The sequence below is a fragment of the Type-F symbiont of Plautia stali genome, assembly GCF_059731105.1.
On the sequence record NZ_AP035909.1, the window covers coordinates 1,290,514 to 1,305,595 of the forward strand.

Annotated in this window: 19 protein-coding genes; 12 read left to right on the plus strand and 7 right to left on the minus strand. The window is 57.4% G+C overall.

Going from position 1 to position 15,082, the window contains the following annotated elements:
- Window positions 1-66: 66 nt before the first annotated feature.
- Window positions 67-330 (minus strand): GrxA family glutaredoxin, encoded by a 264-nt coding sequence (locus AC6I7A_RS06040; RefSeq protein WP_046101502.1) that lies wholly within the window; start codon window positions 328-330, stop codon window positions 67-69.
- A 253-nt stretch (window positions 331-583) separates the two neighbouring features.
- On the opposite strand from AC6I7A_RS06040, the gene AC6I7A_RS06045 reads away from it, so the two are divergent.
- The 10 genes from AC6I7A_RS06045 (at window position 584) to rlmC (ending at window position 9,342) form a co-directional block, all read left to right on the plus strand.
- Window positions 584-835: a DUF1418 family protein gene (locus AC6I7A_RS06045; RefSeq protein WP_009091185.1), complete on the plus strand. Its 252-nt coding sequence runs from the start codon at window positions 584-586 to the stop codon at window positions 833-835.
- A 16-nt stretch (window positions 836-851) separates the two neighbouring features.
- Window positions 852-1,574: an oxygen-insensitive NADPH nitroreductase gene (gene nfsA / locus AC6I7A_RS06050; RefSeq protein WP_058957475.1), complete on the plus strand. Its 723-nt coding sequence runs from the start codon at window positions 852-854 to the stop codon at window positions 1,572-1,574.
- 20 nt (window positions 1,575-1,594) lie between these two features.
- Window positions 1,595-2,497, plus strand: coding sequence for a 30S ribosomal protein S6--L-glutamate ligase (rimK, locus tag AC6I7A_RS06055; RefSeq protein WP_058957474.1), 903 nt, complete (start codon window positions 1,595-1,597; stop codon window positions 2,495-2,497).
- 87 nt (window positions 2,498-2,584) lie between these two features.
- On the plus strand, window positions 2,585-3,064 hold the full coding sequence (locus tag AC6I7A_RS06060; protein WP_009091179.1) for a YbjN domain-containing protein: 480 nt from the start codon (window positions 2,585-2,587) through the stop codon (window positions 3,062-3,064).
- A gap of 380 nt (window positions 3,065-3,444) precedes the next feature.
- On the plus strand, window positions 3,445-4,554 hold the full coding sequence (potF, locus tag AC6I7A_RS06065) for a spermidine/putrescine ABC transporter substrate-binding protein PotF (RefSeq protein ID WP_009091178.1): 1,110 nt from the start codon (window positions 3,445-3,447) through the stop codon (window positions 4,552-4,554).
- Between the two features lie 122 nt (window positions 4,555-4,676).
- Window positions 4,677-5,810 (plus strand): putrescine ABC transporter ATP-binding subunit PotG, encoded by a 1,134-nt coding sequence (potG, locus tag AC6I7A_RS06070; RefSeq protein WP_009091176.1) that lies wholly within the window; start codon window positions 4,677-4,679, stop codon window positions 5,808-5,810.
- A gap of 9 nt (window positions 5,811-5,819) precedes the next feature.
- On the plus strand, window positions 5,820-6,782 hold the full coding sequence (gene potH, locus AC6I7A_RS06075; RefSeq protein ID WP_058957473.1) for a putrescine ABC transporter permease PotH: 963 nt from the start codon (window positions 5,820-5,822) through the stop codon (window positions 6,780-6,782).
- Window positions 6,779-7,624, plus strand: coding sequence for a putrescine ABC transporter permease PotI (gene potI, locus AC6I7A_RS06080; RefSeq protein ID WP_046101505.1), 846 nt, complete (start codon window positions 6,779-6,781; stop codon window positions 7,622-7,624). The genes potH and potI overlap by 4 nt, the downstream gene beginning before the upstream one ends.
- Before the next feature lie 75 nt (window positions 7,625-7,699).
- On the plus strand, window positions 7,700-8,167 hold the full coding sequence (locus AC6I7A_RS06085) for a YbjO family protein (protein WP_009091170.1): 468 nt from the start codon (window positions 7,700-7,702) through the stop codon (window positions 8,165-8,167).
- A 41-nt stretch (window positions 8,168-8,208) separates the two neighbouring features.
- Window positions 8,209-9,342, plus strand: a complete 1,134-nt coding sequence (gene rlmC / locus AC6I7A_RS06090) for a 23S rRNA (uracil(747)-C(5))-methyltransferase RlmC (RefSeq protein WP_058957472.1) — start codon at window positions 8,209-8,211, stop codon at window positions 9,340-9,342.
- A 31-nt stretch (window positions 9,343-9,373) separates the two neighbouring features.
- Here the strand turns inward: rlmC and AC6I7A_RS06095 are convergent, their stop codons facing one another.
- The 6 genes from AC6I7A_RS06095 to AC6I7A_RS06120 form a co-directional block, all read right to left on the minus strand.
- The gene (locus tag AC6I7A_RS06095; RefSeq protein ID WP_058957471.1) at window positions 9,374-10,105 is read right to left on the minus strand and encodes an arginine ABC transporter substrate-binding protein; all 732 of its coding nucleotides are present in this window, start codon (window positions 10,103-10,105) and stop codon (window positions 9,374-9,376) included.
- A gap of 115 nt (window positions 10,106-10,220) precedes the next feature.
- Window positions 10,221-10,889 (minus strand): arginine ABC transporter permease ArtM, encoded by a 669-nt coding sequence (gene artM, locus AC6I7A_RS06100; RefSeq protein ID WP_009091164.1) that lies wholly within the window; start codon window positions 10,887-10,889, stop codon window positions 10,221-10,223.
- Entirely contained in the window at window positions 10,889-11,605 is a 717-nt protein-coding gene (artQ, locus tag AC6I7A_RS06105; protein WP_009091162.1) for an arginine ABC transporter permease ArtQ, read from the minus strand. The genes artM and artQ overlap by 1 nt, the downstream gene beginning before the upstream one ends.
- A 6-nt stretch (window positions 11,606-11,611) precedes the next feature.
- Entirely contained in the window at window positions 11,612-12,343 is a 732-nt protein-coding gene (artJ, locus tag AC6I7A_RS06110; protein WP_058957470.1) for an arginine ABC transporter substrate-binding protein, read from the minus strand.
- Window positions 12,344-12,358: 15 nt separating this feature from the next.
- The gene (gene artP, locus AC6I7A_RS06115; protein WP_009091158.1) at window positions 12,359-13,087 is read right to left on the minus strand and encodes an arginine ABC transporter ATP-binding protein ArtP; all 729 of its coding nucleotides are present in this window, start codon (window positions 13,085-13,087) and stop codon (window positions 12,359-12,361) included.
- 206 nt (window positions 13,088-13,293) lie between these two features.
- A complete protein-coding gene (locus tag AC6I7A_RS06120) occupies window positions 13,294-13,833 on the minus strand; it encodes a lipoprotein (protein ID WP_009091156.1) in 540 nt (179 codons plus the stop codon).
- A 106-nt stretch (window positions 13,834-13,939) separates the two neighbouring features.
- On the opposite strand from AC6I7A_RS06120, the gene AC6I7A_RS06125 reads away from it, so the two are divergent.
- On the plus strand, window positions 13,940-14,260 hold the full coding sequence (locus AC6I7A_RS06125; RefSeq protein ID WP_009091154.1) for a heavy metal-binding domain-containing protein: 321 nt from the start codon (window positions 13,940-13,942) through the stop codon (window positions 14,258-14,260).
- Complete coding sequence (locus tag AC6I7A_RS06130; protein ID WP_058957469.1) at window positions 14,257-15,081, plus strand: N-acetylmuramoyl-L-alanine amidase; 825 nt, start codon at window positions 14,257-14,259, stop codon at window positions 15,079-15,081. The genes AC6I7A_RS06125 and AC6I7A_RS06130 overlap by 4 nt, the downstream gene beginning before the upstream one ends.
- The last annotated feature ends 1 nt before the right edge of the window (window position 15,082 follow it).

Consider the following 15,082-nt stretch of genomic DNA (forward strand, 5'->3'; position numbering starts at 1 on the left):
TGCTGGCATTCGAAAATAAAAAGGCGAGACATTAGTGTCTCGCCTTTTTTATCGAGGCTTTCCGCCTTATGCGGCAAATCCCAGATTCTCTTTGGTCCAGGCCGCAAACTCGGTGTAACCACCGATATGTTTTTCATCCACAAAGATCTGCGGCACGGTAGAAACCGGTTTGCCCGCACTCGCTTCCAGATCGGCTTTAGTGATGCCTTCCGCCTGAATATCGACATACTGATAGCTAAAATCATCCCGCTCGGCAGTCAGCTTATCAGCCAGTTCATGAGCGCGAACACAGTAGGGACAGCCTGGACGACCAAAAATAACAGCAATCATAGAAAACTCCTTGCAGCGACTGTTGTGTGATGTACGTCACACAACTAAACAGAGAATGGCAACCATGATGCCCGCTCATATCGCTTAAAGAAAGCAGGATTTGCCTGTTAGTCTGATGCCCGCACGCTATGTTAAGCGTCAGGAAGCGTCTGAAACAGAGGCTTTTTTGCCCGTGCGGCGGCCACAGCCCGCGCAAATTTTGGGTTGTTGACCATAATTGACCCTCAGTAGCCCGTGAAGGCAGGAGAGTGTGATGCAGAGTGTAGCCAGATTACCCCGGTTTGTGGTGGTGATGGAGGCGGCTGGCGGCCTGTTAATTCTGGGGGCGCTGCTGCTGATAAACCACTGGCTGCCTGTGCCAGGTCTGGCTGAGCCAAAAACGCTGGCCACGCTGCTGTTTATCGCCGGGATCGTGCTGATGCTGCCCGCCGCCTGGCTGTTGATGTGGCGCACCGCAAAAGCGATAGCCCCACAGCTGTTTAACCAAACCGATAAAAGAAAATAATGTTGCTGGAGACTTTATGACACCGACCATTGATTTACTGTGCAGCCACCGTTCAATCCGCGCCTTTACCGACCAGCCGGTCAGTGAAGCGCAGCGCGAAGCGATTATTACTGCGGCGCAATCGGCGTCCACATCCAGTTTTCTGCAATGCTCCTCCATTGTCCGCATCACCGACAAAGCGCTGCGCGACAAGCTGGTCACGCTGACGGGCGGACAAACCTGGGTCGGAGAGGCTGCTGAGTTCTGGATCTTCTGCGCTGACTTCAATCGTCATCTGCAGATTTGCCCGGATGCCCAGCTGGGTCGTGCCGAGCAGCTGCTGCTGGGCTGCGTCGACACCGCGCTGATGGCGCAGAATGCAATGGTGGCCGCAGAGTCGCTGGAGCTGGGCGGCGTCTTTATCGGCGGGATCCGTAACAACATCGCAGAAGTGACCGAACTGCTGGGCCTGCCGAAATTTGTGCTGCCGCTCTTTGGTTTCTGCCTGGGTCATCCTGAGTCAAAACCGGACGTGAAACCACGCATGCCACACGCCATGCTGGTGCATGAAAACCGCTATCAGCCACTGGATAAAAACGTGCTGGCCGAATACGATAGCCGCACTGAACTCTATTATCAGCAGCGAGACAGCAACCAGCGTAGCGAAACCTGGAGTGAGCTGATTCAGCGTCTGATCATCAAAGAGACACGCCCGTTTATGCTGGATTATCTGCATCAGCAGGGCTGGGCAACACGCTAAGCCAGGAGCGGAGAGCAGAGATGAAAATCGCCATTTTGTCGCGTGATGCCACGCTTTACTCCAGTCGCCGGCTGCAGGATGAAGCGATAGCTCGCGGTCATGAGGTGCAAATCATCGATCCGCTCTCCTGCTACATGAATATCAATCCGGCCTCTCCGGCGGTTCACTATTGCGGTGAACCGCTGGGCCATTTTGATGCGGTGATCCCGCGCATCGGCAACGCCATCACCTTTTACGGAACGGCGGTGCTGCGACAGTTTGAGATGTGCGGCAGTTACACGCTCAATGCCTCCGCCGCGATTACCCGCACCCGCGACAAATTACGCTCGCTGCAGCTGCTGGCGCAGGAGGGCATCGACATGCCGGTTACCGGCTTTGCCTCCTCACCCGATGACACCGACGATCTGATCGCCATGGTGGGCGGCGCGCCGCTGGTGGTGAAGCTGGTGGAGGGCACGCAGGGTATCGGCGTGGTGCTGGCGGAAACGCGGCAGGCGGCAGAAAGCGTCATCGATGCCTTTCGCGGCCTCAACGCCCATATCCTGGTGCAGGAGTTTATCAAAGAGGCCCGGGGGCGCGATGTGCGCTGTCTGGTCATCGGTAATCAGGTGGTGGCGGCGATTGAGCGGGTGGCGAAAGAGGGCGATTTTCGCTCCAATCTGCATCGCGGCGGCAAAGCCTGTCCGGTGGAGATTACCCCTCAGGAGCGGGAAATTGCGGTGAAAGCCGCCGCTACGCTTGGGCTGGAGATTGCGGGTGTCGATATTCTGCGCGCGCATCGCGGTCCGCTGGTGATGGAGGTTAACGCTTCCCCCGGTCTGGAAGGCATTGAAACCTGCAGTGAACTGAACCTCGCCGCGCTGATGATCGCGCGGATTGAACAGCAAACCATCCCCGGGCTCCGTCCTAAAACCGCAGGCTGAAACGCGCTTTTCAGCAGTTTTCGTGGCATCGTCGCCCGTTTTTCCGTAAGCTAAGTCGCCTGTTTATCACCCCACTGGGATTTTACGATGGATTCTCTTGTCGTTCCGGATATCGACCTGTTGCGTCGCTGGCTGGATCAGCAAAATATCACCTGGTTCGAATGCGATGCCTGTCAGGCACTTCATCTGCCGCACATGCAAAACTTTGATGGGGTGTTTGACGCCAAAATCGATCTGGTCGACAACGTCATCCTGTTCTCGGCGCTGGCGGAAGTAAAGCCCACGGCGCTGATTCCGCTGGTCGGCGATCTGTCGCAGATCAACGCCAGTTCGCTGACGGTAAAAGCGTTTATCGACATTCAGGATGACAATCTGCCGAAGCTGATTGTCTGCCAGTCAATGACGACCACCGCCGGATTAACCTTTGGTCAGTTCTCGCACTTTATGAAACAGAGCGAAGAGCAGATCTCGATGGTGATCCTGGAAGCCTTTGCTAACAATCTGCTGATTGTCGGCGAGGAAGAAGAGCACGTTGCGGTCTCCAGCGTGCATTCGGTGCTGCACTAGCCCGACCCCTCCAGACTAAGCCGTCCCTGAGACGGCTTTTTTATACCCGCCGCCTGCCGCCACCTTTTTTTATTCTGCATTTTGCCCTTTAATGCCAGATATCTGTCGTCGTTTATGCCATCAAAGCCGAACCTCATAGCTCAAACATGCATAAAATATCGGTTTCAGGCGTTTTTTACGCTGGGGTCTGGTGCAGCATGAGCAGGGGGGCTATGCTTGCGGGGCTGTAACAGGCGCGTAACTGCGCTTCAGATATAGGATTTTGCTATTAAACTCCCGCTGAATAATGATTCATTGTGTCACTGACGTCCTGTACAGAACGCAATGCAGGGATCTCAGGTTTGCAGCGTTGTTATGACCCGCTCAGGAGGATGGAAAACATGTTCAACTCACGTCAGAAATGGCTGTCAGCTGTGGTAGCGGCTTCGCTGATGGTCGCGTCGGCCAGCAGCATGGCGGAAGATAAAACGCTGCACGTCTACAACTGGTCTGATTATATTTCGCCAGATACCGTGCCGAACTTTGAAAAGCAGTCCGGCATCAAGGTTGTCTACGATGTCTTTGACTCCAACGAAGTGCTGGAAGGCAAACTGATGGCGGGCAGTACCGGCTACGATGTCGTGGTGCCATCCTCCAGCTTCCTGGCGCGTCAGCTTCAGTCCGGGGTATTCCAGCCGCTGGATAAGAGCAAGCTGCCGAACTACAAAAACCTCGATCCGGCGCTGATGGAAAAAGTGGCGCAGCACGATCCGGGCAACAAATATGCGATTCCTTACCTGTGGGGCACCACCGGCATCGGCTATAACGTCGACAAGGTGAAGGCCGCGCTGGGAACCGATGCGCCGCTCAACAGCTGGGACCTGGTGATGAAGCCGGAAAACCTTGAGAAGCTGAAAAGCTGTGGTGTCTCATTCCTGGATGCGCCGGAAGAGATTTTCGCTACCGTGCTGAACTATCTGGGCAAGGATCCTAACTCTTCGGATGCCAAAGATTATTCCGGTGCGGCGACAGACCTGCTGCTGAAGCTGCGTCCGAATATCCGCTATTTCCACTCGTCTCAGTACATTAACGATCTGGCCAACGGCAATATCTGCGTGGCGATCGGCTGGTCAGGTGACATCCTGCAGGCGAAAAACCGTGCGGATGCGGCGAAAAATGGTGTGCACCTGGGCTACAGCGTGCCGAAAGAGGGGGCACTGGCCTTCTTCGACATGATGGCGATTCCGAAAGATGCGAAAAACATCGACGGCGCCTATGCCTGGCTGAACTACATCATGGATCCGAAAGTGATCGCTGATGTCTCCAATAAAATGAACTATGCCAACGGCAACAAAGCGTCACTGCCGCTGATCAATGCCGACATCCGTAACAACCCGGGTATCTTCCCGACGCCGGAAGCGATGTCGAAATTGTTTGTGCTGAAAGTCCAGGATCCGAAACTGGATCGTGTGCGTACGCGTGCATGGACTAAAGTAAAAAGTGGTAAGTAGTTCGTCCCGAACGGATTGACCTGTCACGTAACAGCAACAGAGGCGCAGTGTCGGCCTCTGTTGTGCCATTTTAGCGGCGGATTTTGCCGCGATGTTCCGCCTGGCTCCGGAGAGAGATAGTAGTGAACGATGCCATTCCCCGTCCTCAAAACAAAACCGCAAAGGCGTTAACGCCGCTGCTGGAGATTCGCAATCTGACCAAATCCTTTGACGGCCAGCACGCCGTGGATGATGTCAGTCTGACCATTTACAAAGGTGAAATTTTTGCGCTGCTGGGCGCGTCAGGCTGCGGCAAATCAACGCTGCTGCGGATGCTGGCCGGATTTGAGCCACCGACCAGCGGCCAGATTGTGCTGGATGGTCAGGATCTGTCGCACGTGGCCCCCTATCAGCGCCCGATCAATATGATGTTCCAGTCCTATGCGCTGTTCCCGCACATGACGGTGGAGCAAAACATCGCCTTTGGCCTGAAGCAGGATCGTCTGCCGAAAGGGGAGATCGCCAGCCGGGTCGCCGAGATGCTGTCGCTGGTGCACATGCAGGAGTTTGCCAGACGCAAACCGCACCAGCTCTCCGGCGGGCAGCGTCAGCGTGTTGCGCTGGCACGCAGCCTGGCGAAGCGGCCTAAACTGCTGCTGCTGGATGAGCCGATGGGCGCGCTGGATAAGAAGCTGCGTGACAGGATGCAGCTGGAGGTGGTCGATATTCTGGAGCGGGTTGGTGCGACCTGCGTGATGGTGACGCACGACCAGGAAGAGGCGATGACCATGGCCGGCCGTATCGCGATCATGAATCGCGGCAAGTTCGTACAGATCGGTGAGCCGGAAGAGATCTATGAGCATCCAACCAGCCGCTACAGCGCCGAGTTTATCGGTTCGGTTAACGTCTTCGAAGGCTTGCTGCGTGAACGTCAGGCGGACGGCCTGGTGATCGACAGCCCCGGCCTGATGCATCCGTTAAAAGTCGACTCCGATGTCTCGGTGGTGGATAACGTCCCGGTTCATGTCGCGCTGCGTCCGGAAAAAGTGATGCTGTGCGATGAGGTGCCTGCCGATGGTTGCAACTTTGCGGTGGGTGAGGTGGTTCACATCGCCTATCTTGGCGACCTCTCTATCTTCCATGTCCGTCTGCATAGCGGACAGATGATCAGTGCACAGTTGCAGAACGCGCATCGCTACCGCAAAGGGCTGCCCACCTGGGGTGACGAAGTCCGCCTCTGCTGGGAAAGCGACAGCTGCGTGGTGTTGACGGTTTAAGGAGCGGCTATGAGCCAGATTTTCCAACGCGCCAAAGCGCCCGCCCGGCTGGTCGGCACGCCGCTGCAACGCTGGGCCACCCGGGTCAAAATGCAGCATGGCCGCAAGCTGGTCATTGCGCTGCCTTACCTGTGGCTGGTGCTGCTGTTTCTGCTGCCCTTTCTGACGGTGCTGAAGATCAGCTTCGCGGACATCGCGCGGGCGATCCCCCCTTACACCGAGCTGGTGAGCTGGGCGGACGATCAGTTCAGCATTGTACTCAACTTTGGCAACTACCTGACGCTGACCGACGACCCGCTCTACATCGACGCCTATCTGCAATCCCTGAAGGTAGCGGCGATTTCGACGGTCATCTGTCTGCTGATTGGTTATCCGCTCGCCTGGGCTGTTGCACACAGCAAGCCGTCGATGCGCACGATTCTGCTGTTGCTGGTCATCCTGCCGTCGTGGACCTCGTTTCTGGTGCGCGTTTACGCCTGGATGGGGCTGCTGAACAATAACGGGATTCTCAACCGCTTCCTGATGTGGCTCGGCGTGATCGATCATCCGCTGGTGATCCTCTATACCAATACCGCCGTCTATATCGGTATCGTCTACTGCTATCTGCCGTTTATGGTGCTGCCGATCTACACCGCGCTGACCCGTATCGACTACTCGCTAGTGGAAGCGTCACTGGACCTGGGAGCGCGTCCGCTCAAAACCTTTTTCAGCGTCATCGTGCCGCTGACTAAAGGCGGCATTATTGCCGGATCGATGCTGGTCTTTATTCCGGCGGTCGGGGAGTATGTGATTCCTGAACTGCTGGGCGGGCCGGACAGCATCATGATTGGCCGTATTCTGTGGCAGGAGTTCTTCAATAACCGTGACTGGCCGGTGGCCTCTGCACTGGCGGTGATTATCCTGCTGATCCTGATTCTGCCGATCATCTGGTTCCATAAGCATCAAAACCGTGAAATGAGAGAGAAGGCATGAATAATCTGCCCACCATTCGCTCACCCTGGCGAACCGGTATTCTGGTCTGCTGTTTCCTGTTCCTCTATGCGCCGATGCTGCTGCTGGTGGTTTACTCCTTTAACAGCTCACCGCTGGTAACGGTGTGGGAGAATTTCTCTTTCCACTGGTACAGGGTGCTCTTCCAGGACAGCGCGATGATTGATGCGGTGCTGCTGAGTCTGAGCATTGCCGGGCTTTCCGCCACCATGGCTGTGGTGCTGGGCACGCTGGCGGCGGTCATCATCGTGCGCTTCGGGCGGTTCCGCGGACATAACGGGTTTGCCTTTATGCTCACCGCGCCGCTGGTAATGCCCGATGTGATCACCGGACTGTCGCTGCTGCTGCTGTTTGTGGCGATGGGCAACGCCTTTGGCTGGCCCAGCGAACGCGGCATGCTCACCATCTGGCTGGCACACGTGACCTTCTGTACCGCCTATGTGGCGGTGGTGATCAACTCGCGTCTGCGTGAACTGGACCGCTCGATTGAAGAGGCGGCGATGGACTTAGGCGCCACGCCGCTGAAGGTCTTTTTCGTGATTACCGTGCCGATGATTGCGCCGGCTATCGTGACCGGCTGGCTGCTGGCGTTTACTCTGTCACTCGACGATCTGGTGATCGCCAGCTTTGTCACCGGTCCCGGTGCCACCACGCTGCCCATGGCGATCTTTGCCACCGTGCGGCGCGGCGTGAATCCGGAAATCAACGCGCTGGCGTCGCTGATTCTGTTTGTGGTCGGTTTAGTGGGTTTTATCGCCTGGCGGGTAATGGCGAACGAAGAAAAACAGCGTTTAAGCGATATTCAGAAAGCTAAACGTGGCTGAAATCGTTAACCTTTGCCACTATATGAACGGGCCGGTTTAACCGGCCCGTTTTTCGATCGGGTGGAGCCACGGACTATGTCAGAAATCTTTAAAAGCAGTGCCACGCTTTCCGATGCGCCGGTGCCGGTCAGTGTGGCGGGCATTGCCATCATTGCCACCCGCTGCCTGAGCGTCCTGATGCTGGCCAATGAGCTGGGCTACAGCGAAATCGCCAACTTTGTTCACCGCAGTGCTCAGTCCTGGGACTCTACGCTTATCTTTATCGCCAGCCAGCTGATCTTCCTGTTTGAACTGCGCTGCGCCTTTACCCTGATGCGCGGCAGTAATGCCGGACGCTGGGGCTATGTGGCGACCCAGGTGCTCGTACTGGGCTACATGCTTGTGGCCTCGCTGGGCTGGATCTACCCTGAAATTTTCAGTATCGACGGCGACAACAACGTCCAGATTATTCACCACACCCTGACGCAGAAAATCCCCGATCTGCTGGTGCTGATGCTGCTGTTTCTGCCTGCCAGCAGCCGCGCTTTTTTCAGAAAGCGGTGATACAATCGCGCTCCGCCCGACCCGATCGTTAAGGCTTTACCATGCACTGCGCGCTTTATGACGCCAACCGTTGCCGCTCCTGTCAGTGGCTCGACAAACCCTATTCCACTCAGCTCAGCGACAAACAGTCACTGCTGGAACAGCTGCTGGCTGAACAGCCGGTCGCGGCCTGGTTGCCGCCGGTGGTATCACCGCAGCAGGCGTTCCGTAATAAAGCGAAAATGGTCGTCAGCGGCAGCGTTGAGCGTCCGGTGCTGGGCCTGCTGTCCCGGGAGGGGGAGGCGGTCGATCTGTGTGCGTGCCCGCTCTATCCGGACAGTTTTCAGCCCGTCTTTGCCGCACTGAAACCGTTTATCGCGCGTGCCGGGCTGACGCCCTATAACGTGGCGCGCAAGCGTGGAGAACTGAAGTTTCTGCTGATTACCGAAAGTCAGCAGGGCGGTATGATGCTGCGCTTTGTCCTGCGATCGACGGCGAAGCTGGAACAGCTGCGCGCGGCGTTGCCGTGGCTGCAACAGCAGCTGCCACAGTTGACGGTCATCTCTGCCAACATTCAGCCGGTACATATGGCGATTCTGGAGGGCGATGAGGAGATAGCGCTGACGCCGGATCAGTCGCTGGCGGAGAACTTCAATGGCGTGCCGCTCTGGATCCGTCCGCAGAGTTTCTTTCAGACCAACCCGCAGGTTGCCAGCACGCTTTATGCCACTGCCCGCGACTGGGTCCGCGCACTGCCGGTCAACAGCATGTGGGATCTCTTCTGCGGCGTGGGCGGTTTCGGTCTGCACTGTGCGACACCGGCGATGCAGCTGACCGGGATTGAGATCAGCGCCGAGGCGATTGCCTGCGCTCAGCGCTCCGCCGCGATGCTGGGGCTGGAGAAGGTGCAGTTTGCGGCGCTGGATTCGACGGCGTTTGCCACCGGGCGGGACGCGGTGCCGCAGCTGGTGCTGGTCAATCCGCCCCGTCGCGGGATTGGCGAGGCGCTGTGTGACTATCTGAGCCAGATGGCACCCGATTATCTGCTCTACTCAAGCTGTAATCCGCAGACCATGGCGCAGGATATCGCCCGACTGAGCGCGTATGAGATCACGAAGGTGCAGCTCTTCGATATGTTTCCTCATACCGCCCATTTTGAGGTGCTGACGCTGTTAACCCGCCGCCAGCAGCCGTAGATCGCGGAGGCGGGCGCTGCGATCGGGAGGCTTACTCCGGGAACCACTTCTGATTGAGCTGCTGCCAGCTGCCGTTGGCTTTCAGCGCGGCGAGCGCCTGGTTAAACTCATCGCGCAGCGCCGTATTGCCCTTACGCACGGCAATGCCAAGGCCGGTGCCAAAGTAGTCCGTGTCGGTCACATGCTCACCGACCGTAGCCAGCTCCGGATTGCTCTTCAGCCACTGATTCACCACCGCGCTGTCGCCAAATACTCCATCCAGCCGGCCACTCTTCATGTCGAGAATCGCATTCTGGTAGCTGTCATAGGCCACCACTTTCACTTCCGGATGTTTTTCCTGCAGGTACTTCTGGTGCGTGGTGCCGTTTTCCACGCCGATGCGCTTGCCTTTCAGGTCGCTGAATTGACTGAACTGGCCTTTACGGGCGATGACGATCGCTGAGTTCGCATAGTAAGGCTGGGTAAAATCGACCTGTTTGCTGCGCTCTGCGGTGATATCCATGCCGGAGATGACCGCGTCATAGCGGCGGAACTTCAGGGAAGGGATCAGGCTGTCGAAGGCGTTATTGGTAAACGTACACTCCGCTTTAATCTGCTGACAGAGCGCTTTAGCCAGATCGATATCAAAACCCACCAGGTTATTTTCCCCGTCGAGAGATTCAAACGGCGGATAGGTGGCGGAAGCGGCGAAGCGAATTTTTTCCGCTGCCTGAGCGGTGATCGCCAGTGACGCCAGCGCCGCGGCAATAATCCATTTTTTCATTGTAAAAATCCTGTGTTGTGGTCAGCCAGAGAAGGCGATACCCTGCCACAGATTGAATGTTTATGCAATTATTGTGATTTTCCAGGCGGGAGGGGCGAGCGAGCTCGCCCGGGGATCAGTTGCGCCTTTCAAAGGCCAGCGCACGCCTTTCGATCAGTCGCATCATCAGCGTCAGCAGACCGTTCACGCAGAGATAAATCAGGCCGGCTGCGGCATAGACGGTGACGTCATAGGTCCGGCCATAGAGCAGCTGACCGTGGCCCATCACTTCCATCAGGGTGATGGTGTAGGCCAGTGAGGTGCCCTTGAAGACCAGCACCACCTCATTGGAGTAGGAGGAGAGGGCGCGTTTAAATGCATAAGGCAGAAGAATACGCAGGGTATCTTTTCGGCGCATGCCAAGCGCCGCACACGACTGCCACTGCCCGGCAGGGATCGCTCGCACGGCACCGTAGAAGAGCTGGGTGGTATAGGCTGCGCTGTTCAGCGACAGGGCCAGCATCGCGCAGAGCCAGGGCTGTGAGAGTAAATGCCACAGCCAGGGGATCTGCTGAAGCGAGGGAAACTGTCCCGGTCCGTAGTAGATCAGGAAGATCTGCACCAGCAGCGGGGTGCCGGTAAACAGCGTAATAAATCCTTTTACCAGCGGCGAAAACAGCGGGGTTTTCAGTGACAGCACCACGGTGAAGAGCAGCGCAAGCAGCAGGGCCAGGATCAGCGAGGCCGCGGTGAGCGTCAGACTGGTGTGCAGCCCTTTCAGGAGTTCAGGCAGGTAAGCCAGCATTAGCTGTTCCCCCGTTCAAAGCGGGTAGTGCGCAGTTCGATGCGGCGCAGTACGGCCTGGCTGAACAGCGTAATCACTAAATAGATTGCCGCCGCCACAAGGAACCAGGTAAAGGGCTCCTGGGTGCGGGTAGCGATACTTTTGGTCTGCAGCATCAGATCGTTAACGCTGATCAGCGAAACCAGGGCGGTGTCTTTCAGCAGAACCAGCCACTGATTGCCCAGACCGGGCAGGGCGTGACGCCACATCTGCGGCATAATCAGCCGCAAAAAAATGGCCGATTTTTTCATGCCCAGCGCCTGGCCCGACTCCCACTGGCCGACCGGAACCGCTTTCAGCGCGCCGCGCAGCGTTTGTGAGGCGTAGGCGGCATAGAGCATCGCCAGCGCAATCACGCCACACAGGAACGGACTGACATCGAAGTTCTCAATCTGCATCTGCACCGGCAGCTGAAACAGGCCGAAGTTAAGCGTGAAGCCGTCGGACAGGGTCAGGAGCAGCTGAGAGGCACCGAAATAGATAAACAGCACCACCAGAATTTCCGGCAGGCCGCGAATCAGGGTCACCAGGCCGGTGCCGATCCACGCCAGCGGTCTGAGGCGCAGTGACTCCCAGCCAGCAAACAGCATCGCCAGCACGAGGCCAGCGATGAGAGCACAAACGGCAAGGCCGACGGTCATACCGGCGGCGCTTGCAAGGGTCATCATTTCATTCATCAGAGATTACTGCTGGAACCATTTGCTGTAGATGGTTTTGTACGTCCCGTCAGCTTTGATCTTATCCAGTGCGCCGTTGAATTTGCTCTGCAGCTCGGTGTTACCGGTGCGCACCGCGATGCCCAGGCCGGTACCAAAGTAGGCTTTGTCCGTTACTTTGTCACCGACAGCCGCCAGCGCAGGGTTCTGCTTCAGCCATTCGTTAACCACGGCGGTATCACCGAACACGGCATCAATACGGCCATTTTTCAGATCCAGAACGGCATTCTGATAGCTGTCGTAAGGCACAGTGGTAATTTCGCTGTGTTTTTCCGTCAGGTATTTCTGATGGGTGGTGCCGTTCTGAACACCTACGCGCTTGCCTTTCAGCGCCTCAACGCTGGCCAATTTGCCTTTCTGGGCCACAAACAGCGCTGAATTGTCATAGTAAGGCCTGGTGAACAGGACCTGCTTTTCACGCTCCGGAGTAATATCCATGCCGGCCATCACCGCATCAAAGCGGCGGAACTTCAGGCTTGGGATCAGGCTGTCGAACGCCTGATTGGTAAAGGTGCAGGTTGCGTCGATCTCTTTACAGAGCGCATTGGCCAGATCGACATCAAAGCCCTGAATCTTATTGTCCGCATCCACAAACTCAAACGGAGGATAGGAGGCTTCGGTAGCAAAACGAATCGTCTGCGCCGCCGTAGCGGTCAGGCTAAAACCAGCGAGCAGTGCAGCAAGTACCATTTTTTTCATTTTTAGCATCCTGACTTAGTGCGAAAGATAGTGAGCAAACGCCTCGGTTTGCGGCTGTGTAAAGCGGCTGGCATCGCCCTGTTCCACAATATGACCGTTCTCCATGTAAACCACGCGGCTGGCGGTTTTACGTGCTACTTCCACTTCATGGGTCACGATCACCTGGGTGATACGGGTCTGCGCCAGTTCGCGAATAATTGAGACAATCTGTGCGGTAATTTCGGGATCCAGCGCGGCGGTTGGCTCATCGAACAGCAGTACCTGCGGCTCCATCATCAGCGCACGGGCAATCGCCACGCGCTGCTGCTGACCTCCTGAGAGGTGGAGCGGAAAGCGGTCGCTGTAAGGGGTCAGACGCAGCCGGTCAAGCAGCCGGTCGGCGCGGGCGCGGGCATCGCTCTTGCTGAGCCCCAGCACCCGGCAGGGCGCTTCCATCAGATTCTGCAGCACGGTGAGATGCGGCCAGAGATTATATTGCTGAAAGACCATACCCACGTTCTGACGCAGCTCCCGAATCGCGGCATCGGAAGGCTTCTGACTGAAGTCGAACTGATTACCGGCAATCTGCAACTGACCTGAACGCGGCTGCTCCAGCAGGTTGAGGACCCGCAGCAGGGAACTCTTGCCAGCGCCGCTGGGGCCCAGCAGCACCAGGGTCTCGCCCTGAGGGCACTCAAGGTTGATGTCGAACAGCGCCTGATGAGCACCGTAGAAGCAGTTTATTGCGTTTAGTTGAATACTCATGCGCCAGATTTGAATAGCTATTAGTGCCGCGGATTTTAACGTCACCAGAATAGTTATGCAATTCAGGCGGGTTAAAATTTGTAAAACAGGGGGTAAACAGCAAAAGCTTAGCACAAAATCATGCCCTCTCCGGGGGGGGCTGGCAGGGTGCAGAGATAAAAAAAGCGCGGCAGTGAGGCTGGCCGCGCTTCTCATGACTGTCTGATCTATTTTCGCGTTTTTTCCAGCATCTGGCTCAGGCTGCCACCGTCGGCATGCGCAGGATTTCCCATGTAGCGCACGTCATCCACCACCCAGCAGCTGCCCTGATGGATCATCAGCACTTCATCCTGCCACTGACGGTTGTCACGGCTCAGGTCAACCCGCAACGGAATGTTGCGCGCATCGCGGTTCGGAATCGTTGAGGCATCGGCCACGCTGGCGGCTGTCGGACCCTGCGAGAGGCTGGAGAAGATATCGCCATTGCGCCACTGCGCACCGGCGTTGCTGCCGCTGGCCGCCTGTAACGCACGATAAAGCGCGTCACTCAGGTAGGGACGGTATTTCGCCAGCGTGTTGCTGTCGGGCAGTCCCGGCACCGGCTGTTCGATCCGCAGGTCATAAAACTGCTGAGCGACCTGGTCAGGACCGCCCTCAATGCAGGGCGCGGTTCGCGGCCCATTATCCTTAATCACGGGCTCCACGGTGGTACAGGCGCTGAGCAACAGGGCAGCCGGGATCATCAGCGCAAACGCATTGTTTCTCATCTCGATTTCCTTATGGTTCTCTGGCAAGGTGCCTTTTTTAGCATAGAGTATAGCCATGCTTTTTAGTCGATAGAGCCTTAGTCCGGTTTTCAACAAGGAGAATGCGATGAAATTTTCAACCACCCCAACCCTGGAAGGTCACAGCATCAGCGACTATTGCGGCGTGGTCACCGGTGAAGCGATTCTGGGTGCCAACATCTTCCGTGATTTTTTTGCCGGGATCCGCGACGTGGTCGGTGGCCGTTCCGGTGCTTATGAGAAAGAGCTGCGCAAAGCGCGCGAGATCGCTTTTGACGAGCTGGAAGCGCAGGCTAAAGCGCTGGGCGCCAACGCTGTGGTCGGCATCGACATTGATTACGAAACGGTGGGCAAAGAGAGCAGCATGCTGATGGTCAGCGTCACCGGCACGGCGGTGATCCTGCGTTGAGACGCCTGCTGTTACTGCTGACGGCGCTGCTGCTGGCCGGCTGCCAGACCGGCATAGAATCCCGCGACGGCTACTGGGCCGATCTGCGGCATCCGGCACAGGGTGCGCGCCCACGGGTGAAGGTGATCGTGATCCACTACACCGCCGAAGACTTTTCGTCGTCGCTGGCAACGCTGACGGATCGGGAGGTCAGCGCACACTATCTGATCCCCCGTCAGCCGCCACAGCGCGCCGGGAAAGGGATTATCTGGCAGCTGGTGCCGGAGCAGCAGTTGGCCTGGCACGCCGGGCCCAGCTTCTGGCGCGGGGCCAGCCGTATCAATGACACCTCGATAGGTATTGAACTGGTGAACCGGGGCTATCGCCGCACGCCGACCGGTCTCGAATGGCAGCCCTTTACGGTTGCACAGATGACGGCGCTGGAGGCGCTGCTGCGGGATATTGCCCGGCGTTACGCGATCCCATCGGAAAATATCGTCGGCCACAGTGATATCGCGCCGCAGCGCAAGCAGGATCCGGGGCCGTGCTTTCCCTGGCAACAGCTGGCGCAGCGCGGACTCGGTGCCTGGCCGGATAGCCGTCGGGTGCAGTTCTGGCTGGCTGGCAAGGCGCCGCACGCGGCGGTGCCCGCGGATCAGGTTCTGACCCTGTTAAGCCGCTACGGCTATCCGGTGAGTGACGGGATGAGCGCGCGTGAGCAGCAGAAGGTGATTGCCGCCTTCCAGATGCATTTCCGGCCCGCGGATTATCGTGGGCTGCCCGATGCTGAGACGGCTGCGATAGCCGCCGCGCTGCTGGAACGCTATGGCGCGGCGCAGTAGC